This is a genomic window from Bradyrhizobium sp. DOA1 (assembly GCF_001593325.1).
Classification (GTDB): Bacteria; Pseudomonadota; Alphaproteobacteria; order Rhizobiales; family Xanthobacteraceae; genus Bradyrhizobium.
Genome location: NZ_JXJM01000001.1, coordinates 5,509,261 through 5,531,792, shown reverse-complemented (window position 1 = coordinate 5,531,792; position 22,532 = coordinate 5,509,261). Strand labels below are relative to the sequence as shown.

The window sequence follows — 22,532 nt, the reverse complement described above, 5'->3', positions numbered from 1 at the left end:
AAGCGATGATCCGTTGTGTACGTTTATGGACCGGAGGGGACGGCAATTCGCATTTCGAGGAAGGCGTCATCGAGCTCGCGCCCGGCCAGCGCGGTGACTTTCTCACCGACAAGGTCGATGCCGTCAGCGTGTCCTTTCAGGAAACCGAGTCGGGCGGCGCGTTTTCCTGGCACACCGCGCCGACCCGCCAACTGGTGATCACGCTGAGCGGTACGCTCGATTTCCAGACGCGGGACGGACATCACTTCCTGATCCATCCTGGCAACATCCTGCTTGCCGAGGACACCGCGGGATCGGGGCACAGCTGGAAACTGACGGACGATTCGTCCTGGCGCCGCGCCTATGTGGTGCTGCGACCGGGAGCCGAGGTGCCGTTCCGCGCCAAGGCGCGGCAATCGGCGCGGGCCTGAGGCAATCCGAACAACAACATTCAACGAAGAGAAATGCCATGCAAGTGACTTCCGATTACGAAACCGACGTCGTGCTCATCGGTGCAGGCATCATGAGCTCCACACTCGGGGTCCTGCTCAAGGAGCTGGAGCCGTCTCTTACGATTCAGATGCTCGAAGTGCTCGACGATTGCGCGCTGGAAAGTTCGGACTCCTGGAATAATGCCGGCACCGGGCACGCTGCAAATTGCGAGATGAACTACACGCCGGAACGACCCGACGGCACCGTCGACATCTCCAAGGCGCTCGAGGTCAATGTCGAGTTCGACCTGTCCCGGCAGTTCTGGTCCTACCTGATCGAGAAGGGCGCGATCTCCGATCCGCGGCCCTTCATCCATCCGGTGCCGCATATGAGCTTCGTGCATGGCGCGGAGAATGTCGCGTTCCTGCGGAAGCGGTTCGCGGCGATGTCGGCCCATCATTGCTATGAGGGCATGGAGCATACCGAGGATCCCCGGCAGATCGCCGAATGGGCGCCGCTGGTGATGGACGGCCGGAGCGGCGATGAACCGGTTGCGGCAACGCGCATCGTTTCCGGCACCGACGTCGATTACGGAGCGCTGACGCATCTGCTGGTTGGCCATCTCGTCAGCCAGCCCGGCTGCGCCGTGCACTACAAGAGCTGCGTCACCAATCTCGTCCGCGAGCAGGGCGGCCGCTGGCGGGTCGAGGTGCGCGACACCGAAAGCGGCGAGACGCGGTCGGTCCGTACAAAGTTCGTCTTCATCGGCGCCGGCGGCGGTGCGCTGCCGCTGCTGGAGAAAACAGGCATCGCGGAGGGGCGCGGCTATGGCGGATTTCCCGTCAGCGGGATCTGGCTGCGCTGCGACGACCCTGATATCAACGAGCGTCACCACGCCAAGGTCTACGGCAAGGCCGCGGTCGGCTCGCCGCCGATGTCGGTGCCGCATCTCGACACGCGCGTGATCGGCGGACAGCGCTCGCTGTTGTTCGGGCCCTATGCCGGCTTCTCAAGCAAGTTTCTCAAGCATGGCTCGCTGCTGGATCTGTTCGAGTCCATCCGTCCTGCCAACGTCAAGCCGTTGCTCTCGGTGGCGCGCGACAATTTCGATCTCACGGAGTATCTGGTCGGACAGGTGTTGCAGTCCGAGAGCCACCGTCTTGCGGCCCTCGATGAATATTTTCCGAAGGCCGACCCGAAGGACTGGCGGCTGCAGGTCGCCGGCCAGCGCGTCCAGATCATCAAGCCCGACGTCAAGCGGGGCGGACTGCTCGAATTCGGCACCGAACTCGTCGGCGCCGAGGATCACTCGTTGGTGGCCCTGCTCGGGGCCTCGCCGGGCGCTTCCACCGCCGCGTTCATCGCCATCAGCGTGCTGAAGAAGTGCTTTGCCGGGGAGCTGACCGCAAGCGCCTGGCTGCCGAAGCTGAAAAAGATCATCCCGTCCTACGGCGTGTCGCTGATCGACAATGCGGATTTCTGCCGCCAGATCCGCTCGGCGACAGCGGCTGTGCTCGAGATCGCCGACATCCAGCATCCGGCCGCACGCACGCCGCCGGCCGCGAAACGAGCGTAAGAGAGAGTGATTCCCATGGACCCGACGGCGCTTCTCCTGTCGCGGCTGCAATTTGCCTTCACCATCTCGTTTCACATCATCTTCCCGGCTTTCACGATCGGGCTTGCCGCATGGCTGACGGTGCTGGAGGCGATGCACCTTCATAGCGGCAAGCCGGTCTATCGAACGCTGTTCGAGTTCTGGCTCAAGATCTTCGGCGTCGCCTTCGGCATGGGGGTCGTGTCGGGGGTAGTGATGGCATTCCAGTTCGGTACGAATTGGAGCGTGCTCTCGAAGATGTCGGGGCCGATCCAGGGCCCGCTCCTGTCCTATGAGACGTTCACCGCCTTCATGCTGGAGGCGAGCTTCTTCGGCATCCTCATCTTCGGCCGGAGGCGCGTGCCGCCCTGGTTCTACCTGTTCTCGACCGCCATGGTGGCGCTCGGCACGACGCTGTCGGCGTTCTGGATCATGGTCAACAACAGCTGGATGCAGGTGCCCACAGGTTACGTCATGCAGAATGGGCAGTTCGTGCCCGACGATTGGATGCAGATCATCTTCAACCGGGTGGTCTGGGTCAGGTTTCCACACATGCTGCTCGCGTCATACCTGACCGGCGCGTTCTGCGTCGCGGCGACTGGTGCGTGGTACCTGTTGCGATGGACCTATCGCGCCGAAGCGCATGTGATGCTGCGCATGGGTCTGGCGCTCGCGGCGGTGCTGCTTCCCGTGCAGCTCTTCATCGGGCATCTCGTCGGCGACTACGTCCACGATTACCAGCCGACCAAGTTTGCCGCGATCGAGGCGCGCTGGCACGACGAGCAGCCGGCCTCGGAGGTGCTGATCGCGATTCCCGATTCCAGCACCGAGTCGAACAGATATGCGATCTCGATTCCGGTGCTCGGGAGCATCATCGGCAGCATGAGCCTGAGCTCGAAGGAGGTCGGCTTGACCAGCTTTCCGCCGCAGGACCGGCCGCCGGTGGCAATTCCGTTCTTCGCCTTCCGCATCATGGTCGGTTGCGGCCTCCTGATGTTGGCATTGGCCTGGCTCGGGAGCTGGCTCAGCTTCAAGCATCGTCTCGACCGGAGCCGCCTGCTGCTCTGGGGCATCTTCCTGAGCTTTCCGCTGCCGTGGATCGCGATCCTCACCGGCTGGTACACGGCGGAAGTAGGCCGCCAGCCGTGGACGGTCTACGGAGTGCTGCGCACCGCGGATGCGGTGACGCCGTTCCTGACGGCGGCCGCGGCGACGACGTCGCTGATCATGTTCGTCGCGGTCTACGCCTTCATCTTCTCGTTCGGGACCTACTACATCTACCGGCTGTTGCGCGCCGGTCCGGCGGGGCTCGACGATAAGGTCGTGCATGCGCCCGCCATGCCCAACCGGCCGATGTCGCTTGCTGACCGGCCGCCGCTCCCGGGCGGCAACTACGCTCAGGCTGGAGAATGACCATGGTGACCTTCTGGGTTGCTCTGCTGGCTATTAGCATCCTGATCTATCTTCTGCTCGACGGTTTCGACCTCGGCGTCGGAATATTGTTCCTGCTGCCGAACAGCGAAGCGCGCCGGCAGGCCATGCTGGGCGCAATCGCGCCGTTCTGGGACGGCAACGAGACCTGGCTCGTGGTGACGGGCGTGGTCCTGTGGGGTGCGTTTCCGGTCGTGTATGCGACGGTGCTCTCGGCGTTTTACATCCCCGTCATCTTCATGCTGCTGGGGTTGATCCTGCGCGGGGTCGCGTTCGAATTCCGCGCCAAGTCGCAGCACTCACGGTGGATCTGGGATCTCGGCTTCGGCGGCGGCTCCCTGGTCGCGACCTTCATGCAAGGCGTGATGGTCGGCGCGCTCGTGCAGGGGCTGCCGATCATCGACGGCGAGTATGCCGGCGGCGTATTCGGTTGGTTGAGCGGCTTCTCGGTGCTGTGCGGCATCGGCCTATGCCTGGGCTATGCGCTGCTCGGCGCCTGCTGGCTGGTGCGCAAGCGCGGCGGCGCGGTTCGCGACCTGGCGCGGACGCAGATCCCGGTGCTGGCGACCGGGGTTCTCCTGTTCCTGATCCTCGTCTTCAGCCACGCGCTGTTGCAGCATCTGCCGATCCTGCATCGCTGGATCGAGCGGCCCTATCTGTTCGTCTTTCCCGCGATCGGTGCGGGGGCTGCCTGCATGCTCGCCTCCAGCATTCTGCGGCACGATGATTATTGGCCGTTCCACATGGTCTCGCTGATCTTCATGTCGGCGTTCGGGACGCTGGCGCTCTCGTTCTGGCCCTACATGGTTCCCTTCGCCATCACCATCGACGAAGCCGCTGCGCCTCATGCCAGCCTCGCCTTCATGTTCTGGGGAGAAGGTCTCTTCATCTTCCCGCTGATGCTGATCTACGTCGCGATCGGCTTCCGCGTCTTCAAGGGCAAGTTCGATTCGGAATCGGCCCACTATTGAAAGCCGCCGTTGTGGCGGCTTTCCGTCGGGCGGCGGGTATCTTCAAACGAGCAAAAAAGGCGCCGGTTTGGGCGCCTTTCCGTTTTAGGTCTCTTTCGTTCAAGTCTTGGGCATGACGCCCGGACCGGTGTCCGGCCATTGCGCGATCAGCTTCTCGTCGATGTTGAGGTGCTGGGCGACGAGCCTGGGCGGAGTATGCGCCAGCCAGTTGGAAAGCGAGACCTCTTCGTAACGCGGGGCGCGGAAGACGCCGACGAACTGCACATCTGTGTCGCCGACATTCTCGACATAGTGACCGAGATTGCGTGGGACATAACCAATATCGCCCGCGGAGAAATCCGTCGTGCGTGCGTTGGGCCCCGTATCGAACACCGTCATCCGCGCCTTGCCCTTGATGTAGTATTGCCACTCGTCCGCATTCGGATGCCAGTGCATCTCCCGGACCGCGCCCGGCGGCATCGTCACCAGCGCCGCCGCAACCGTGGTGGCCACCTTGAAATTGCTGCTGTCGGCGACGCGGATGCTGCCCGCCGCGCTCTCCTTGAGCGGAGCCGAGCTGCTCAGCGGGTAGACGAACGGATAGGGCGGCGCCTCGGCATGTTTGGCGACCGCGGCACGATCTGCGGCGAGATCGCCGGGGACCGTCCCCTGGAAGATCCAGAGATTGTGCAGCGGAATCTTGGCGAAGGTTTCGGCCGGCACGCCGAAGTTCTTGCTCAGCACCTCCGGCGGCGTATGGGCGAGCCAATCCGTCACCAGTAGCGTATTGAACTCGTTGGCGTGGCCGTCGTCGAAGCAGATCACGAACTCGCAGCCGTCGGGACCAAGTCCTTGCAGAGAATGGGGCGCGCCGGGTGGGAAGTACCAGAGGTCGCCGGGCTTGAGATCGGCCACATACGGCCGCCCCTGAACGTCGAGCACGGTGATGCGGCAGCCGCCGTAGGTCATGATTGCCCATTCGGCCGCCTGATGCCAATGCGGCTCGCGTATGCCTCCGGCGGACAGCCGCATGTTGACGCCGGAGATCTCCTTCGAGATCGCAAAGTCGGCGACCGTGACCTGGCGGGCCCAGCCGCCGTTCTGGATGCGCCTGGGTGCGTTGTTGAAGGAGGCCCAGTTCATCGGCAGGCCGCCGACGTCCGTCGCCGGCGGCGTCTGCGCCGAGGGGAATTGCTTCGCAAGAGCCGGATTTTGCGGTCCGGGATCGCTCAGGCTGCTGGCGTTCTTGGTATTGATCGCACCTTGCGGCGGCTCGTCCGGATTGCCGAAGGTCGCGCCTTGCGCACCGGAGCTGACCATTGCAGCGCCCGCTGCCGACATGGCCAGCAATTCCCGTCGTGAAAACATGTTGGTCGCTCCTCAATGCATGTTGAGCCTCCAGCGAGACTCCAGCGTCGCAGCCTAGTGTCACCCTGACCGCCCAGCTTCCGCGAACGACGATGTTTTTTCCGGAATGCACTATCGGTCTCGGCGCGGTAGGCAGGACCGCGGCATAACCGAAGCTGTGCAATTGCGAAATTCGAAGTCCGATTTGAAAAGACGCTACAGAGGCTACGATCGTTAACTGCGCCGGAAACGTCACATTCAGAGATATCGTCGATGACCAGGAAATCGGTTCGTCCCTATCATGAGCCTGCCGGAGGCTGGGGGGCGCTCAAGGCGCTCAGTGAGGCCTTGCTGGTGCAGCGGGTTCCAATGAAGGGCGCGGCGACGCTGAGCCGCATGAACCAGCCTCAGGGATTCGATTGTCCCGGCTGCGCCTGGCCCGATCCGAAGCATACCTCGTCATTCGAATTCTGCGAGAACGGCGGCAAGGCGATCGCCTGGGAGGCGACGTCCAAGCGCTGCACGCCCGAGTTCTTTGCCGAGCATACCGTCACCGAGCTTTCGACCTGGAGCGACTACGATCTCGAAATGGTCGGCCGGCTCACGCATCCCATGGCTTATGATGCGGCCTCCGACCGCTATCTTCCGGTGGCGTGGCGCGATGCGTTCGACATGATCGGCCGCGAGCTGAGGGCGTTGCCGGATCCGAACATGGCGGACTTCTACACGTCCGGACGGACCTCGAACGAGGCTGCGTTCCTCTATCAGCTCTTCGTCCGCGAATATGGCACCAACAATTTCCCCGACTGCTCCAACATGTGCCATGAGGCGACCAGCGTTGGCCTGCCGCAATCGCTCGGCGTCGGCAAGGGCACCGTGCTGCTGGAGGATTTCGACAAGGCCGACTGCATCTTCATCTTCGGCCAGAACCCGGGCACCAACAGCCCGCGAATGATGACGAGCCTGCGTAATGCCGCGCGCCGCGGCGCTTCGATCATATCCTTCAACCCTTTCCGCGAGCGGGCGCTCGAGCGCTTTCAGGCGCCACAGAGCCCCGTCGAGATGATCACGCTGACGTCGACCAAGATCAGCTCGAAGCTGTTCCAGGTGCGTGTCGGCGGCGACGTCGCCGTCCTCAAGGGCATCATGAAGATCCTGGTCGAGGCGGACGAAGCGGCACGCGCCGCCGATCGGCCGGAGATCCTGGATTGGGATTTCATCAGGGGACACACGGTCGGGATCGAAGCGTTGATCGACGATCTCGAGCGAACGCAATGGCCCGACATCGAACGGCAGTCGGGTCTGACGCGCGAAGACATGGAGTACGCGGCCAACGCCTACATGAAGTCGGAGCGCGCCATTCTCGTCTATGGCATGGGCATCACGCAGCATCAGCGCGGCGCGCACAACGTGCAGCAAATCGCCAATCTGGCGCTCCTGCGCGGCAATGTCGGACGTGAGGGCGCCGGCGTCTGCCCGGTTCGCGGTCATTCCAACGTGCAGGGCGATCGCACGGTGGGAATCACGGAAGTCCCTAAGGCGGATTTCCTCGAGCGGATGGAACAGCACTTCGGCTTCAACCCGCCGTCCGAGCCGGGCCATAACGTCGTGACGGCCCTGGAGGCCATGATCCGCGGTGAGGTGAAGGTCTTCTTCGCCATGGGCGGCAATTTCGCCGCCGCCATTCCGGACTGGCAGGCGACGCAGGCCGCTTTGCGCAAGCTCGACCTGACTGTGCACGTCTCCACCAAGCTGAATCGCAGCCATCTGATCCACGGCCGGGCCGCGCTGATCCTGCCCTGTCTCGGCCGCACCGAGATCGATGTCCAGGCGACGGGACCGCAATCCATCACGGTGGAAGATTCCATGTCGATGGTCCACGCTTCGGGCGGCCGCAACACGCCTGCGTCGGAGCATCTCCTCAGCGAAGTCGCGATCATTGCCGGCGTCGCGAAGGCGACGCTCGGCGACCGCACCGTGGTGGACTGGGATGGGTTCGTCGACGATTACGACCGTATTCGCGATGCCGTCGAGGCGGTCTTCCCGATCTTCCAGGGCTACAATGCGCGGATCCGCGTTCCCGGCGGCTTCCATCTGACCTCGACGGCGCGCGAGCGGATCTGGACGACGCCGTCGGGCAAGGCCAATTTTTTGGTGTTCGAGGGCTGCGGCGAGGATCCAAAGCAATGCGATCCCGATTTCCTGTGGCTCAGCACGATCCGCAGCCACGACCAATACAACACGACGCTCTATTCGATGTCAGACCGCTATCGCGGCGTCTTCGGGCAACGCGACGTGGTCTTCCTCAACGAGGATGAGATGAAGAAGCGCGGCTTTGCCGAGGGCGACCGCGTGGACCTCATCACGGAATCGACCGATGGCGTCGAGCGGATCGTGCGCAACTTCCGGGTCGTCGGCCATTCGTTTCCGGCCGGCTGTTGTGCGGCCTATTATCCCGAGACCAATCCGCTGGTGCCGCTCTATGCCCGCGATCCCATGAGCTTCACGCCTTCGTTCAAGGGTCTTCCGATCCGCCTAGTGCGCTCGAGCGGCGCTGTGCCCGAGCAATAGACCGGACGGCGTCGGTCCGTGCCTTCCCTTCCGATCAGCCCGGATGCGTCGAGCCGGAGATTGGCAGCGTAAACCAGAACCGTGCGCCGCCCTCGGCGCCCTTGCCCTCGGCATTGATCCGGCCGCCATGCGATTCGACGATGGAGCGGCAAATCGGTAGGCCCATGCCCATGCCACTCTCCTTGGTCGTGAAGAAGCTTTCGAAGAGACGGCCGACGTGCTCGGTGTCGATGCCCGGGCCGTTGTCCTCCACGGAGCAGCATATTGTGCTCTCCTCCGGAGAGGTGGTGGCGATGATGATCCGGCAGCCTTCCGTGCCGGCCTGGATCATGGCCTGCATGGCGTTGATCGCCAAATTGACGATCACCTGCTGAAGCTGCGTGCGGTCGCCCAGCACAAGCGGCGTTGCCGGACCGGGGCGGTGCTGGATTGCGACGTCGTGAGACTCCAGCTCATGCCGGAGGAACAGCATGGCCTCCCGAACGACGTCGTCGAGCGAGAGCGGGATCCGCTCCGGCGCCTTTCGCGTCGCCATCCCGTGAACGCGCGCCACGATGCTCGCGGCACGTCTGGCATCCGTCGCCGTGTTCTCGATCACCTTGCGCAGCTCGGCCATGTCGGGATTGGGCCTGTTCAGCCAACGCAGGCCGGCGGCGGCATTGGTCGTGATGGCGGCCAGTGGCTGGTTGACCTCATGGGCGATCGAGGCGGTGAGCTCGCCGAGCATTGAGATCCGCGCAGCATGCGCGAACTCCCCCTGTACCTGCCGGAGTCTCTCCTGGGCGCGAACGCGCTGGGAAATGTCGATCGTGCCGACCAGGCTCAGTTCGAGATCATTGACGGGACCGACGCGCGCCGTCGTGAAGAGGACATCGAGGACGCGGTCGTCCCAGGTGACCATCCTGGTCTCCTCCTCGAAGTTCGTCTCGCCGCGAAAACGGGATTCCATGGCCCGCCGGAACGTATCCGGCCGCTCCCGCCAGGTGTCGGACATGGAGCGTCCGGCGTAATCGCCGCCGAACATCTGGATCGCCCGTTCATTGGCCTCCTGAAACGAGAGAGCATTCATGCAGGTCTTGAGGAAATCGGGATGCGCGTCGAAATAGCTGCCTAGATCCTCGACCCCTTCCGCGCGCAACTTCCGGAACAGCACCACAAGCTTGGTGGCGTCGAGCTGCCGGAGCGCGATCGGCATGCGGCTGAACAGCTGGCGATAACGCTGCTCGCTCCGCTCCAGCTCGGCGATCGCCTTATTCCTGGCGGCGATGTCCATGACCGCTGCGACGAGCGTCAGCGTCGCAGCGAGAAAAGCTGCGACCGCGATCACCGTGAAATCGTATTCGAGCAGCAAGCAGGCGAGCGTCAACAGGCTCAAGGCGACGCTCCCCCAGGCCCACAGGAGAACGCGATTCTGCCTGGTCTCGGTTGGCAGCACGCGGCGCCACCATCGCCGGAGCTGTACGCGGTGGGAGCCATCCAGGCGTTCAGACGTCATGGGCGGACGTTTACCGCAGTGCGGGAGAGCCGTCTTTTGCGTTTCCGCAGGTTCTTTGCCAAAATGCACGACGCCGCGGTCGGATCACCTCAAGGGGATTCGTGGGTCAATCCCGTATCTGCGTTGGTTTGGGAAGGGCTGGGCGTCTCGCTTGCGCCCGCCTTGCGGCCGGTGAAACAGTTGCCGAGCTTGTCGAGATACAGATAGACCACGGGCGTGGTGTACAGCGTCAGGATCTGCGAGAGCATTAGGCCGCCGACGATGGTGTAGCCGAGCGGCTGGCGCAATTCCGCGCCGGTGCCGGTGCCGAGCATCAGCGGCACGCCGCCAAGCAGTGCCGCCATCGTCGTCATCAGGATCGGGCGGAAGCGGAGCGTGCAGGCCTGGTAGATCGCCTCTTCGGGGCTCAGCCCGTGCTGGCGCTCCACATCGAGGGCGAAGTCGACCAGCATGATGCCGTTCTTCTTGACGATGCCGATCAGGAGAATGATGCCGATGATGGCGATGACGCTGAGGTCCATGTGGACCGCAAGCAGCAGCAGCAGAGCGCCGATGCCGGCGGACGGCAGCGTCGACAGGATCGTAATCGGATGGATCAGGCTCTCATAGAGCACGCCGAGGATGATGTAGATCACGATCAGCGCCGCCCCGATCAACAGCGGCGTGCCCGACAAGGATGACTGGAAGGCCTGCGCGTTGCCCTGGAACGAGGTCGAGAGCGAAGCGGGCTTGCCGGTCTCCTTCTCAATCTTCTGGACCGCCGCCACGGCATCGCCGAGTGCAGCGCCGGGTCGCAAGTTGAACGAGATCGTGACGGAGGGAAACAGGCCCTGATGGTTGATCAGGATCGGCGCAGGCTCGATGACGCTGTGAACCAGCGTGCTGAGCGGGACCTGCTGGCCGCTGGCCGAGTTCAGGTAGATGTCCTTGAGCGCCTCGGGGCCATACTGGAATTTCGGATCGACCTCCATCACCACGTGATATTGGTTCAGCGAGGTGAACATGGTCGAGACGATGCGCTGGCCGAAGGCGTCGTCGAGGGCGTTGTCGATCGTCGTCGGCAGGATGCCGAAGCTGGAGGCGACTTCGCGATTGACGGTGACTTGCAGTCGCGGACCGGCATTGGCCTGATCGCTCGCGACGTCGGTGATGATGTCGAGCGCGCGGAGCTTCTCCAGGAAGATCGCCGACCAGTGGGTGAGCTCGTTGGAATCGGCGTCCGTCAACGTGTACTGATACTGCGTCTTCGACAGGCGCGCACCGATGGTGATGTCCTGTGCCGCCTGCATGTAGAGCGTGATGCCCTGGATGTGGGCGAGCTGGGGTCTCAGCCGGTTGATGATCTGGTCGGCGCTCGCCTTGCGTTCGGGTTTCGGCTTCAGGACGATGAAGATGCGTCCCTGGTTGAGCGTCGCCGTAGGGCCGCCCGGACCGATATAGCTGGCCACCGATTGGACGGCAGGATCCTTCAGGAGGATGCCGACGATGGCCTGCTGGCGCTCGGACATGGCGGGGAAGGAGATGTCCTGGGCCGCCTCGGTGATGCCGACGATCTGACCTGTGTCCTGTTGCGGAAAGAAGCCCTTCGGGATGATGACGTAGAGATAGCCGGTCAGCGCCACGGTCGAGAGCATCACGAGCAACGTTACGAAGCGATGGCGCAGCACGACGCGCAAGCCCCGCGCATAGAGCGCAAGCAGGGCATCGAAGCCGCGCTCGAACAGGAGATAGAGCCGGCCGTGCTTCTTCCGCGACTCGTCCTTCAGCAGACGCGCGCACATCATCGGCGTCAGCGTGAGCGAGATGACAAGCGACAGCAGCAGCGAGGCCGTGATCGTGATCGCGAATTCCTGGAACAGCTTGCCGACATAGCCGCCCATCAGGAACAGCGGAATGAACACCGCGATCAGCGACAGCGTGATCGAGACGATCGTGAAGCCGATCTCGCTGGAGCCCTTGAGCGCCGCCTCCATCGGCGTCATGCCCTGCTCGAGATGACGGACGATGTTCTCGATGACCACCACGGCATCGTCGACCACGAAGCCGACCGCGATCGACAGCGCCATCAGCGAGAGATTGTCGAGGCTGTAGCCGAGCACATAGAGGATGGCGAAAGTCCCGATCAGCGCCAGGGGAACCGTGATCGCCGGAATGACGGTGGCCCAGAAGTTCCGCAGGAACAGGAATATGACCATCACCACCAGGACGACCGTCAGCAGCAGCGTGAACTGCACGTCGGAGACGGCGGCGCGGATCGTGGCGGTGCGATCGGCCGCGATCGTCACCTTGATCGCGGGCGGAACGGAGGCTTGCAGCTGCGGCAGCAGCTTCTTGACGCGGTCGACGGTCTCGATGACATTGGCGCCGGGGACGCGCTGGACCGCCAGAATGACGGCGGGGTCCTTGCCGTACCAGCCTGCCAGAAGATCGTTTTCTGGCGCTTCGATCGCGGTGCCGACGTCGCGCAGCCGCACCGGCGAGCCGTTGCGATAGGCGATGATGAGGTCCTCATAGGCCGAAGGCTTGAGCAGCTGATCGTTGGTGTTGAGTGTATACGTCACCCGCGGGCTGTTGAGCGTGCCCTTGGGCAGATCGACATTGGCGCCGGCAATCACGTTGCGGACGTCTTCCAGGCCGATGCCGCGGGCGGCAAGCGCCTGCGGATTGACGCGGATGCGGATGGCGGGCTTCTGCTGGCCGCCAAGTCCGACGAGGCCCACGCCCGGGACCTGCGAGATCTTGGGCAGCAGGATGTTCTCCGCATAGGCGTCCACCGTGGTCAGCGGCAGCGAATCCGAGGTCAGCGCGATCAGCATGATCGGCGTCTCCGCGGGATTCACCTTCCGGATCGTCGGCGGATAGGGGATGTTCGGCGGCAGGAAGGGGCTGGCGGCGTTGATTGCGGCGAGCACGTCGACGGCGGCGCTGTCAACCGTGCGTGACAGCTCGAATTGCACCGTGAGCTGGGCGACGCCGAGCGCGCTGGACGAGGTGAGTTGCGTGATGCCGGGAATCTGGCTGAGCTGCTGTTCGAGCGGGGTGGCCAGTGACGAGGCGATGGTCCCGGGGTCTGCGCCCGGCAACTGCGCCGAGATCTGGATCGTGGGGTAGTTGACGTTCGGCAGCGCGCCGACCGGCAGCAGGGGATAGGCCGCAAGGCCGAGCAACAGCAGGCCTGCCATCAGCAGGGCGGTCGCAATCGGCCGCAGGATGAAGGGTGCAGACAGGTTCATGGGATCGCGTCCTGCACGGCGCTTTGCAGGTCGGCCTCACGCGCGGCCTTGCCGTGCAATTCGTGAACGCGACTTCCTTCCGTGAGTCGGTATTGCCCGTCGACCACGACGACGTCGCCCGATTTCAGCCCCTGGTCGATCAGCGCCTGACCATCGCTGATCTGTGCGACATGTACCGGTCGCAAGGCGACCGTCTGGTCTGGGGATACCACATAGACGTAGCTGCCGTTTGGGCCCTGCTGGACTGCCGAGCCGGCCACCGTCAGCGCATCGCTCCGCACCTCCAGCAGCAGGCGCGCGTTCACGAGCTGCCCCGGCCACAGCCGATGCTCATGGTTGGGAAACTCCGCCTTGAGCTGGACGGTGCCCGTCGTTCCCGCGATCTCGTTGTTGACCAGCAGCAGCTTGCCTTCGTCCAGCTTCATCTTGTCGTCCTGGCTGTAGGCGATGACCTTCAGCGCTCCCTTGGCGGCGTGCTCCTGGATCAACGGCAGGTCTGTCTGCGGCAAGGTGAAGAGCAGCGAGATCGGCTCGATCTGGGTGACGACGACGAGGCCATTGGGATCGGTCGGATGAATCACGTTGCCGACGTCGATCTGGCGGACGCCGGTGATGCCGGGGATGGCCGAGGTCAGGCGCGTATAGCTGAGCTGGACGTTGGCCTGGTCGATCTGCGCCTGGTCGGCCTTCACGGCCGCCTTGAGCTGGGCCACCTGCGCCGTCTGGGTGTCGATCAATTGCGGCGTCGCATAGCCCTTGTCGCCGAGCTGATTGTAGCGGGAGAGATTGGCCTCGGCGTTCGCGAGTTGGGCCTGGTCCCTGTCGCGATTGGCGGTCAGCTGCTCGATCTGCGCTTCATAGGGTCGAGGGTCGATCTGGGCGAGCAGGTCGCCGGCCTTGACGGCCTGTCCCTCGGTGAAGGCGATCTTGACGATCTGCCCCTGGATCTGGCTGCGCACCACGTCGGTGTTGTACGCGATCACCGTGCCGATGCCGCGCAGATAGATCGGCACGTCCTTGCCCGTCACGGTGGCCGCAACCACCGGCACGGCAGCAGGTACCGGCACGGGCGTGGCCGCGACCACCGGCTTGCGGTCCGCGAAAAACCACAAACCTGCTCCTGCCCCGATGGCGGCGAGAGCGACGAGCGCGAAAGTGAGGGGACGTTTCACGATGATGATCCTCGATGATGTCAGGGAAGGCCCGCGCCGCTGATCGACGGCATGCCGTTGATCGGTGTCGTGCCGTCGGCAGGGGCGGGGCTGGGCACTGGAACGGACGGACTGATTCCCCCGCCGCCGAGCTCGGTGGCCCCTAACGGAATCCCGACGCGTCCAACCGTCGATGGTGAGGACAGGGGCGACGGGGCCATCGCGCTGCCGGCGCAGGCGCTCGATGAGTTGCTGGCCAGTCCGCCGCCATCGAACAATGCGCCTGGCGCAGCCGAATTTGTCGATGTCGGACAGTTCGTCATGTCCTGTGCGGGATTGAGCGGCGAGATGCCCGGCGTTGCGATCTCGGTCGATCCCAGCGGAATGCCTACCGGCCGGGTCGATTGCGGGTTGAGCGGCGACGTCGCGAGCATGCCGGGAGAGGGTGGTGCTCCCGGCACCGTCGTCTGAGCGATGGCCGCAGCCGAGGTCAGCCAAAGAATGCCGGCTGCAAGCAGCATGCCTGGACGCATGGAAGCGCACCGGTGCGATCCCGATCTCTTTGTGATGATGTAGTTCGGTGAATGCTGGTCCCGCATGGACGATTGCTCCGCGCTAAATGCCGTCGAACCTTAGAAAGGTGCGCGAGCGCGGGTATTTCCAGAACGCACGTCCCACTCCCGGGCTGCACGAAGACAGCGAGTCTTTACGCCCGGGCGGCTGCGCCCTCCGTCGCACGAATAAGCGGCCGCGCTGCATTGGCAGCAGCGCGGCGTCGGTTCTGATTTTTGCTTTCGCTATCTCAGAATAGCCCGCGCTTGGGCCAGTTGCCGGCGGCACGCGCGCATGTCGCCGATGTGATCCGCGGCGCGCGCTCGTTCAAGCGAATCCAACGCGGCCGTGAAGTCGACGCCGGCGTTGCCTTCGGTCTGAGCAAGGGAGCGGGGCGTCGGTTGATGGCTGCGCAGCGCGCTGAGGCTCTCCGGCTTCCAGCCTTGCGCGCCGGCATTATTTTCGATGGCGCGATCCAGCTGCACCTGGGTGCGAGCGATCTCGTCCGCGCAGGTGCCTGCACGGACCGGCGATGCAGCGCCCAGCAGAATGAGAAGTGCGATAGGTAATTTTGCGGTCGATGTCATCGGTTCGATCCTGTGCATGCGGGATGCGCGCATAGCTAGGTCGCGGTCTCGGAAATCGCGAGGGGCCATCGCCGCAATGATCCCGTCCGGACGTGCGAAGTGGCAAGGATAGTTGTTTGGGGAAATACGTGGGGACCGGTCTCGACCTAGTGTCGCATCATTCCAACACGGAGTGATCCCGACATGAAACCTCATAGCGCCTGCCTTGCCTTCGCCGCCGCCCTTTCGCTGTTCGCGACCGTCGACACGGCGCGCGCGGAGCCCCTGAAGAACATCGTCCTGGTGCACGGTGCCTGGGTGGACGCGTCCGGCTGGAAGCCCGTCTACGAGATCCTGACCAAGGAAGGTTTCCACGTCACCATGGTCCAGGAGCCGGAAACGTCGTTCGCCGATGACGTCACGGCGGCGAAACGGATCCTCGATCTCCAGAACGGCCCGACGCTTCTCGTCGGCCACAGCTACGGCGGCTCGATCATTACCGAAGCAGGCGTTCATCCGAGCGTCGTCGGGCTCGTCTACGTCGCCGCGCACGCCCCCGACGTCGGCGAGGACGAATCGGCGCTGGGCAAGAAGACGCCGAGCGTGCTTGGAAAGACCGAAGGCGTCATCAAGGTCACGCCCGACAAGTTCACCTATCTTGATCCCGTGCAATTCCCAAAGCTGTTCGCGCCCGATCTGCCGCGTGAGCGCGCCGAGTTCGTCGCACGCTCCCAGGTTCCGGCTGCGGCACAGGTGTTCAGCACGCCGCTCTCGGCGGCGGCGTGGAAGACCAAGCCGAGCTGGGGCATCGTTGCCGGCAGCGACCAGATCATCAATCCCGACCTGGAGCGCTGGTATTACGAGCGTGCCAAGAGCCACACCACGGTGATCCCCGGCGCGAGCCATTCGGTTTACGAATCGCATCCTAAGGAAGTGGCGGCTGTCATCACGCGCGCGGCACGCAGCCTTGATCAGCAGGCCGCGCGCTGACCACGTATTTTGCCGGTCCTGACGCACGGCCGGCGAAGGGAAGGACGGCGGGAGAGACAGCACTCCCGCCGGCCTGACTGCCCCATCCGAGATATTCCATGAACCTGGTCGAGACGACCGACGCCAGTCGCGAGGAGCGAAGGCCATGACGAGCTGGCAGAACAACCGCGTGGCGCGTGATGCCCGCATCGCCGCAGGCGCCGCGCTGGCTCGCGGCAAAGTCGTGGAAGCCCGAGACGCCACGCACTTGCTCGAGGCTGTGCTCCGGCCAGGTGACCGGGTCTGCCTTGAAGGTGACAACCAGAAGCAGGCCGATCTGCTCAGCCGCGCGCTGCTTGCCGTCGATCTCTCCAAGGTCAGCGATCTGCACATGGTGCAGTCCGGCGTCGTTCTCCCCGAGCATCTGGATCTGTTCGACCGAGGTGTCGCGAAGAAGCTCGACTATGCCTATTCCGGACCGCAATCGGCGCGCATCGCGCGCATGCTGTTCGGCGGCAAGATCGAGCTGGGCGCGGTCCACACCTATCTCGAATTGTTCGCCCGGTATTTCATCGACCTCACGCCTCACGTCGCGATGATAGCCGCCGTCAGCGCCGATCGCGACGGCAATCTCTACACCGGTCCGAACACCGAGGACACGCCGACCGTGGTGGAGGCGACGGCCTTCAAGGACGGCGTCGTGATCGCCCAAGTCAACGAGATCGTCGACCAAGTTCCGCGGGTCGATATCCCTGGAGACCGCGTCCACTTCATCGTCAAGTCCGACAAGCCGTTCTTCGTCGAGCCGCTGTTCACCCGCGATCCGGCTGCGATCACCGAAGGCCAGATCCTCACCGCGATGCTCGCGATCAAGGGCGTCTATGCACCCTATGGCGTGCAGCGGCTCAATCACGGCATCGGCTTCAGCACGGCGGCGATCGAGCTTCTGTTGCCGACCTTCGGCGAGCGGCTTGGGCTGAAGGGCAGGATCGCGACGCATTTCGCACTGAATCCGCATCCAGCGCTCATTCCTGCGATCGAGTCAGGGTGGGTCCGGCAGATCCACTCCTTCGGCTCGGAAGTCGGCATGGACGACTACATCCGCGCCCGATCCGACGTCTATTTCACCGGCCCCGACGGTTCGCTGCGCTCCAACCGCGCCTTCTGCCAGACCGCCGGGCTCTATGCCTGCGACATGTTCATCGGTTCGACGCTGCAGATCGATCTTCAAGGAAACTCGTCGACCGTCACCGCCTCGCGCATCGCCGGGTTCGGCGGCGCGCCGAACATGGGGGCGGATGCGCGCGGTCGGCGCCACCCGAGCGAGCCCTGGCTGAAGGCCGGCGCGGAGGCCGATCCCGACGGCTCGGCTCTGATGCGCCGCGGCCGCAAGCTGGTGGTGCAGATCGGCGAGACGTTCGGCGACAAGAACGTGCCGCTGTTCGTCGAGAAGCTCGATGCGATTGAGCTCGCCGAGAAGCTGAAGCTCGATCTCGCGCCAGTCATGATCTATGGCGACGACGTCACGCACGTCGTCACCGAGGAGGGCGTGGCCAATCTGTTGCTCTGCCGCACCGCCCTGGAGCGCGAGCAGGCGATCCGCGGCGTCGCCGGCTACACCGACGTCGGCCGAAGGCGGGATCATGCCATGGTCGCGCGCCTGCGTGAGTGCGGCGTGATCTGCCGCCCCGAGGATCTCGGCATCAATCCGCTCGACGCCAACCGCAGCCTGCTGGCGGCGCGGTCGATCAAAGATCTCGTGCGCTGGTCGGGCGGGCTCTATGCGCCGCCCTCGAAATTCAGGAACTGGTGAGGACGGATCATGGAAGATCTCAGCTTTCAACATCAGGTTAGCGCACGCGCGGACGGCACCAGGCGGAGCGCGCTCGTCGGCGTGGTCGCCTCGGGCAATCTGGAAGTGTTGGTGGAGCGCGTGCTGCCGGATGCGCAATGCGCCGTCGTCATCAGGACGGCGGCGGTGGGCTTCAGTGAGGTCTGGACCGCCGTGGTCGACGACTTCGTCGAGCGCTTTTCGCCGGGCGGACTGAAGTTCTCCATCAATGATGGCGGCGCGCGTCCCGATACGGTCTCGCTTCGGCTGGCACAGGCGGTGCGCCTGATCGCGGAGAACGGCCAATGACTGCCACAAAAGACTTCGCGCCGACCGAACGGGCCCGCAGCACCAGCTTCAACGAGGCGTCGGCGCGCACGCGGCTGGAGCTGCTGCTCGATACCGGCAGCTTCGTCGAGTTCATCGGGCCGGAGCAGCGCGAGATCAGTCCGCATCTGAAGATATTCGATCTGCCCGAGCAGTTCGACGACGGCATCGTCATCGGCTACGGCCGCCTGGACGGTGCGCCGGTGTTGGTCGCCGCGCAGGAGGGACGCTTCATGGGCGGCGCCTTCGGCGAGGTGCACGGTGCCAAGCTCACCGGGCTGCTGCGCGGCGCGCGCGAGATCGGCACGATCCCGGTCCTCATCCTGTTCGACACCGGCGGCGTCCGGCTGCAGGAAGCCAATGCGGGCGAGCTCGCCATCGCCGAGATCATGCGCGCGGTGATGGAGGCGCGAAGCGCCGGCGTGAAGATCATCGGCCTGATCGGCGGGCGCTCCGGCTGTTACGGCGGCGGCGGCCTGATCGCCGGCTGCTGCTCCGCGCTCGCGGTGTCGGAGCCGGGCCGCATCGCGGTCTCGGGCCCGGAGGTGATCGAGACAAATCGCGGCGTCGAGGAGTTCGACTCCCGCGAACGAGCGCTGGTCTGGCGCACCATGGGCGGCAAGCATCGGCGGCTGCTCGGCGCGGCCGACGTCTTTGCCGACGACACCGTGCAGGACTTTCGCGAGGCTGCGCGCGAGCTTATCGGCTCGATCGGCTCCTTCGCCCTCGATCGGCTGACGGCGGAGCAGACGCGCCTGACCGACCGGTTGCGCCGCTTCGGTGCTTGCGAGGACGCCATCGACATCTGGACCGCCGAAGGCATCGCGCATGCGGACATGGTGCCGGAATTGCCGGCCGACCAGTTCATCGCGCTCGCCAACAGGATCGGGAGGACAAGCCGTGACGCTCGATGACATTCTCGCTTCGCTGTTTCCCGACGGCCATCAGATCAGGAACGATGGCGGCGTCATCGCCGGCTCGGCGACGCTGCGATCCGGTGGCAGTATGCTCGTCATCGGCGTTGCGGATCGGACCGCGCTCGGTGTCGACGAGGCGATCAGGCTGTCCGGACATGTCCTGGAGTCGATCGACCGGGACACGGGACCGGTCCTGGTGCTGGTCGACAGCGACAGTCAGCGCATGAGCAAGCGTGACGAGCTGCTCGGTCTCAACGAATTCCTGGCGCATCTGGCGAAGGTGCTGATCCATGCCGACATGCAGGGACGTCCGACCATCGGGCTTCTCTATGGCCACTCGGCGGCAGGGGCCCTGCTTGCGACGGGCCTTGCGACCCGCGTGCTGGTCGGACTGCCCGGCGCCAGCCCCGCGGTGATGGACCTGCCATCGATGGCGAAGGTGACCAAGCTGTCGATGGAGGCGCTTGAAGAGAAGGCGAAATCGACGCCGGTTTTCGCCCCTGGCCTGTCCAATCTCGAACAGATGGGCGCCGTTCACATGATCTGGACCGATGCCGCTCCACTCGTCGATCAGTTGGAGGCGCTGCTCGCCGATATGCCGGCGGTGCGCGATCGGAGGGACGTGCTCGGCAAGGAACGTGGTGGCCGGCCGAAGGCCGCCGATATAGCGGAGCGCGTTCGTGATCTCGCCTTGCAAATCCGCTGAGCGCCCGGCCCGTCGTCATGACCTCGTCTTCGTCAGTCCGCGAGGCTGGCGCGCGATGCTCGACCCGCATGGCGATCTCGCGTGCGATCGCCTCGTCCTTCACTGGGCAGAACTCGGCTGGCCGACAATCAGGCGGCGTGCGCTGCCATCCGAGGTAGCCGGTCTTGCGCTGGGCTTGCCGCTGCCGCCATCCGCCGGCAAGAAGCGGCTCTCCCTTCTCGCCGGGCTCGATGACATCATCGCGGTTGCGAGGCCTCCGTCGCTGAGGGAAGCGCGTTTGTCCGCGCCGCCGTGCTGGCGGCCCACACTCGATCGGCTCGAGGAGCTCACGCTCCGCCATTCGGCGCCCGCACGCGTGTTTGGCAGCCTCGCATGGCAGTCGCTGACCGGACTGGACTACGTCACCACGGGCTCGGATCTCGACCTCCTGTTCGAGACGCGACCCGAAACCGACCTGGATCGTCTCGTCGCCGATCTGGCTGAGGTCGAGATCGAAGCTCCGATGCGGCTCGATGGCGAGCTGATGCGCGCCGATGGCGCGGCGGTGAATTGGCGGGAATTCAGTGCAGGTGCGAGCGAGCTTCTGGTCAAGAGCATCGACGGCGTATCCCTTCTGGACAGGGCCCAGTTCATCTCGGGAGCGACGGGACCATGATTGCTGCAGCCTTGCGAGGTGCCGAACCGCTCGCTCCACGCCGGGCGCGAATTGCGACCGATGTCTCCGCCATCGGCGATCTCGCTGCCGATTGTCTCGTCAAGGAGCTGGAAACCTGGCCGAAGCCGGGGCTGGTGAGCCACGTCGACAACGGCAGTCACGATGACATGGATGCTGGCACGTTTCGTCGCAGCGCCGAGGCGATCAAGCCCTATCTTCAATCGCTTGCCGATGCGGGCGCGCGCGGTTGCGGCATGGGACGGCTGCGGATCATCGGCCTCGACGCTGAGCGCGCGATGTTTGCAGCGACGTCCGGCGTCAACACGCATCGCGGCGCGATCTTCGGGCTTGGCCTGTTGTGTGCGGCGGCCGGTGCGCGGGCTGGCGGGCTGGTCGATCCGGCGCTCCGGCTCGGCGATGTCGTGGCTCGCCGCTGGGGCGTCGACATCCTCGATGGTCCGATGCTGCTGCACAGCCACGGCAACGCTGCGCGCCGTCGTTTTCATGCAGGTGGTGCCAGTCGCGAAGCGGCGAACGGATTTCCCAGTATCTACCGGATCGGCTTGCCCGCCTTGCGGCAGGCGATATCCGCTGCCCCCGAAGATAGAGAAGCAGCTCGGGTTGAGGCGTGTTTTGCCCTGATTGCGTCCGTGGAAGACACCAACCTGTTGCATCGGGGCGGGCTCGACGGGCTTCACTTTGCGCATCGCGCGGCGCGCCAGTTCATCGATGCCGGCGGCATACGTGCCGCGGGATGGCGTGAACGCGCACGATCGATCCATGACAGTTTCGTCGCCCGCCGCCTCAGCCCCGGTGGATCGGCAGACCTGCTCGCCATGTCGCTCTTCGTCGACGCTCACGACGCAGCGGGGGCATGATGTCCAATGCAATCCTGATGGCGCTGGTGCCGGTGTTCTTCGTCCTGTTGCTGGGATACGCCGCCGGCAGGCTTCATATCGTCGACAATCTGCACGTCGGTGCGCTCGCTGCCCTCGTGATGGATTTTGCCGTGCCGGCGTCGCTGTTCGCGGCGACCGCATCTGCGTCGCGCACGGCGATGATCGAGCAAATTCCGCTCTTCGTCGTCCTGGCCTTGACGATGGCGCTGCTCTATACCGCTTGGTACCTTGCCGCGCGCGGCCTGAAGATCTCGCGGCCCGATGCGTCGATCCAGGCATTGACGATCGGCTTCCCGAATCTTGCTGGCGTCGGTCTTCCGATCCTGACCTCCATCGTCGGACCGGCCGGAGTCGTTCCGGTCGCCGTCGCATTGGCGACCGGTTCGATCCTGATCAGCCCGGTGACCCTGATCATCGCGGAAATGGACGCCGCCAAGGCGCGCGGCGAAGTCATGGCATTACGGCAGATCCTGACCGCCATCGGGCGCGCAGTCACAAAGCCCGTGGTGCTCGCGCCCGCGCTAGGCATCATGTTCTCGCTATCGAATGTCAGCCTTGATGCGCTCGCCCATGCGTGCCTCGCGCTGATCGGCAGCTCGGCCGCGGGCGTCGCCCTGTTTCTAACCGGCGCGATTCTGTCGGCGCACCGGTTCCAGCTGAACTTGAAGGTCGCAGCCGCAACGGTGACTGCGGACATCGTTCGGCCGCTCGCTGCCATTGCAGTCACTCATGTCGTCCCGATCTCGCCCGATACCGCGAGGACGGCCGTTCTGCTCGCCGCGGTACCTTCCGGCTTTTTCGGCATCCTGTTTGCCGTGAATTATCGGCTGGATTCCGCGACGGTGGGCTCCGTGGTCATCGCGAGCACTGGCGTAAGTGCGGTCACTCTGGCGATCGCGATCGCCATGCTCTTTCCTAGCTAGGCCG

General features: G+C 64.5%; 19 protein-coding genes. 13 read left to right on the top strand and 6 right to left on the bottom strand.

Translation table 11 applies throughout. The features are described from left to right. The first annotated feature begins 5 nt into the window (after positions 1-5). From SE91_RS25755 to cydB, 4 genes are read left to right on the top strand one after another with little or no spacing between them, the layout of a single operon-like run. Positions 6-410 (top strand): cupin domain-containing protein, encoded by a 405-nt coding sequence (locus tag SE91_RS25755; protein WP_061849603.1) that lies wholly within the window; start codon positions 6-8, stop codon positions 408-410. Further along, positions 407-1,987, top strand: a complete 1,581-nt coding sequence (mqo, locus tag SE91_RS25750; protein WP_283806318.1) for a malate dehydrogenase (quinone) — start codon at positions 407-409, stop codon at positions 1,985-1,987. The genes SE91_RS25755 and mqo overlap by 4 nt, the downstream gene beginning before the upstream one ends. A 15-nt stretch (positions 1,988-2,002) precedes the next feature. Continuing rightward, the gene (locus tag SE91_RS25745) at positions 2,003-3,418 is read left to right on the top strand and encodes a cytochrome ubiquinol oxidase subunit I (protein ID WP_061849601.1); all 1,416 of its coding nucleotides are present in this window, start codon (positions 2,003-2,005) and stop codon (positions 3,416-3,418) included. 2 nt (positions 3,419-3,420) lie between these two features. Next, entirely contained in the window at positions 3,421-4,407 is a 987-nt protein-coding gene (gene cydB, locus SE91_RS25740; protein WP_061849600.1) for a cytochrome d ubiquinol oxidase subunit II, read from the top strand. 99 nt (positions 4,408-4,506) lie between these two features. Here cydB and SE91_RS25735 read toward each other — a convergent pair whose 3' ends face one another. Continuing rightward, positions 4,507-5,754: an oxalate decarboxylase family bicupin gene (locus SE91_RS25735; protein WP_061849599.1), complete on the bottom strand. Its 1,248-nt coding sequence runs from the start codon at positions 5,752-5,754 to the stop codon at positions 4,507-4,509. A gap of 252 nt (positions 5,755-6,006) precedes the next feature. Between SE91_RS25735 and SE91_RS25730 the strand changes: the two genes are divergently transcribed. Next, complete coding sequence (locus SE91_RS25730; protein ID WP_082813801.1) at positions 6,007-8,304, top strand: FdhF/YdeP family oxidoreductase; 2,298 nt, start codon at positions 6,007-6,009, stop codon at positions 8,302-8,304. A 34-nt stretch (positions 8,305-8,338) separates the two neighbouring features. Here SE91_RS25730 and SE91_RS25725 read toward each other — a convergent pair whose 3' ends face one another. From SE91_RS25725 to SE91_RS25705, 5 genes are all read right to left on the bottom strand, one after another. After that, positions 8,339-9,679, bottom strand: coding sequence for a PAS domain-containing sensor histidine kinase (locus tag SE91_RS25725; RefSeq protein ID WP_245318524.1), 1,341 nt, complete (start codon positions 9,677-9,679; stop codon positions 8,339-8,341). 209 nt (positions 9,680-9,888) lie between these two features. Beyond that, positions 9,889-13,032, bottom strand: coding sequence for an efflux RND transporter permease subunit (locus SE91_RS25720; RefSeq protein ID WP_061849596.1), 3,144 nt, complete (start codon positions 13,030-13,032; stop codon positions 9,889-9,891). After that, entirely contained in the window at positions 13,029-14,204 is a 1,176-nt protein-coding gene (locus SE91_RS25715) for an efflux RND transporter periplasmic adaptor subunit (protein ID WP_061849595.1), read from the bottom strand. The genes SE91_RS25720 and SE91_RS25715 overlap by 4 nt, the downstream gene beginning before the upstream one ends. A gap of 20 nt (positions 14,205-14,224) precedes the next feature. Then, positions 14,225-14,704, bottom strand: a complete 480-nt coding sequence (locus SE91_RS36505; RefSeq protein ID WP_156489784.1) for a hypothetical protein — start codon at positions 14,702-14,704, stop codon at positions 14,225-14,227. 276 nt (positions 14,705-14,980) lie between these two features. Next, positions 14,981-15,322, bottom strand: a complete 342-nt coding sequence (locus SE91_RS25705; protein ID WP_061851314.1) for a hypothetical protein — start codon at positions 15,320-15,322, stop codon at positions 14,981-14,983. Positions 15,323-15,505: 183 nt separating this feature from the next. Here SE91_RS25705 and SE91_RS25700 point away from each other — a divergent pair, with 183 nt between their 5' ends. The 8 genes from SE91_RS25700 to SE91_RS25665 all read left to right on the top strand — a co-directional run bounded on the left by SE91_RS25700 (position 15,506) and on the right by SE91_RS25665 (position 22,528). After that, positions 15,506-16,291 (top strand): alpha/beta hydrolase, encoded by a 786-nt coding sequence (locus SE91_RS25700; RefSeq protein WP_061849593.1) that lies wholly within the window; start codon positions 15,506-15,508, stop codon positions 16,289-16,291. 145 nt (positions 16,292-16,436) lie between these two features. After that, positions 16,437-18,083 carry a malonate decarboxylase subunit alpha gene (gene mdcA, locus SE91_RS25695; protein ID WP_061849592.1) on the top strand — a complete coding sequence of 549 codons (1,647 nt, stop codon included), beginning with the start codon at positions 16,437-16,439 and terminating at the stop codon, positions 18,081-18,083. 9 nt (positions 18,084-18,092) lie between these two features. Then, positions 18,093-18,410 carry a malonate decarboxylase acyl carrier protein gene (mdcC, locus tag SE91_RS25690; protein ID WP_008560568.1) on the top strand — a complete coding sequence of 106 codons (318 nt, stop codon included), beginning with the start codon at positions 18,093-18,095 and terminating at the stop codon, positions 18,408-18,410. Continuing rightward, entirely contained in the window at positions 18,407-19,342 is a 936-nt protein-coding gene (locus tag SE91_RS25685; RefSeq protein ID WP_061849591.1) for a biotin-independent malonate decarboxylase subunit beta, read from the top strand. The genes mdcC and SE91_RS25685 overlap by 4 nt, the downstream gene beginning before the upstream one ends. Further along, on the top strand, positions 19,329-20,051 hold the full coding sequence (mdcE, locus tag SE91_RS25680; protein WP_061849590.1) for a biotin-independent malonate decarboxylase subunit gamma: 723 nt from the start codon (positions 19,329-19,331) through the stop codon (positions 20,049-20,051). The genes SE91_RS25685 and mdcE overlap by 14 nt, the downstream gene beginning before the upstream one ends. Next, positions 20,026-20,706, top strand: a complete 681-nt coding sequence (gene mdcG, locus SE91_RS25675) for a malonate decarboxylase holo-[acyl-carrier-protein] synthase (protein WP_061849589.1) — start codon at positions 20,026-20,028, stop codon at positions 20,704-20,706. The genes mdcE and mdcG overlap by 26 nt, the downstream gene beginning before the upstream one ends. Beyond that, positions 20,703-21,584 (top strand): triphosphoribosyl-dephospho-CoA synthase MdcB, encoded by an 882-nt coding sequence (gene mdcB, locus SE91_RS25670; RefSeq protein ID WP_061849588.1) that lies wholly within the window; start codon positions 20,703-20,705, stop codon positions 21,582-21,584. The genes mdcG and mdcB overlap by 4 nt, the downstream gene beginning before the upstream one ends. Next, on the top strand, positions 21,581-22,528 hold the full coding sequence (locus tag SE91_RS25665) for an AEC family transporter (RefSeq protein ID WP_061849587.1): 948 nt from the start codon (positions 21,581-21,583) through the stop codon (positions 22,526-22,528). The genes mdcB and SE91_RS25665 overlap by 4 nt, the downstream gene beginning before the upstream one ends. The last annotated feature ends 4 nt before the right edge of the window (positions 22,529-22,532 follow it).

Bases quoted from the DNA above. Each gene is read 5' to 3' on its own strand.
- SE91_RS25705 (WP_061851314.1), bottom strand. From the start codon at position 15,322: ATGACATCGACCGCAAAATTACCTATCGCACTTCTCATTCTGCTGGGC.
- SE91_RS25665 (WP_061849587.1), top strand. From the start codon at position 21,581: ATGATGTCCAATGCAATCCTGATGGCGCTGGTGCCGGTGTTCTTCGTC.
- SE91_RS25755 (WP_061849603.1), top strand. From the start codon at position 6: ATGATCCGTTGTGTACGTTTATGGACCGGAGGGGACGGCAATTCGCAT.
- SE91_RS36505 (WP_156489784.1), bottom strand. From the start codon at position 14,704: ATGCTGCTTGCAGCCGGCATTCTTTGGCTGACCTCGGCTGCGGCCATC.
- mdcA (WP_061849592.1), top strand. From the start codon at position 16,437: ATGACGAGCTGGCAGAACAACCGCGTGGCGCGTGATGCCCGCATCGCC.
- mdcB (WP_061849588.1), top strand. From the start codon at position 20,703: ATGATTGCTGCAGCCTTGCGAGGTGCCGAACCGCTCGCTCCACGCCGG.
- SE91_RS25735 (WP_061849599.1), bottom strand. From the start codon at position 5,754: ATGTTTTCACGACGGGAATTGCTGGCCATGTCGGCAGCGGGCGCTGCA.
- SE91_RS25730 (WP_082813801.1), top strand. From the start codon at position 6,007: ATGACCAGGAAATCGGTTCGTCCCTATCATGAGCCTGCCGGAGGCTGG.
- cydB (WP_061849600.1), top strand. From the start codon at position 3,421: ATGGTGACCTTCTGGGTTGCTCTGCTGGCTATTAGCATCCTGATCTAT.
- SE91_RS25745 (WP_061849601.1), top strand. From the start codon at position 2,003: ATGGACCCGACGGCGCTTCTCCTGTCGCGGCTGCAATTTGCCTTCACC.
- SE91_RS25720 (WP_061849596.1), bottom strand. From the start codon at position 13,032: ATGAACCTGTCTGCACCCTTCATCCTGCGGCCGATTGCGACCGCCCTG.
- mdcC (WP_008560568.1), top strand. From the start codon at position 18,093: ATGGAAGATCTCAGCTTTCAACATCAGGTTAGCGCACGCGCGGACGGC.
- SE91_RS25700 (WP_061849593.1), top strand. From the start codon at position 15,506: ATGAAACCTCATAGCGCCTGCCTTGCCTTCGCCGCCGCCCTTTCGCTG.
- SE91_RS25685 (WP_061849591.1), top strand. From the start codon at position 18,407: ATGACTGCCACAAAAGACTTCGCGCCGACCGAACGGGCCCGCAGCACC.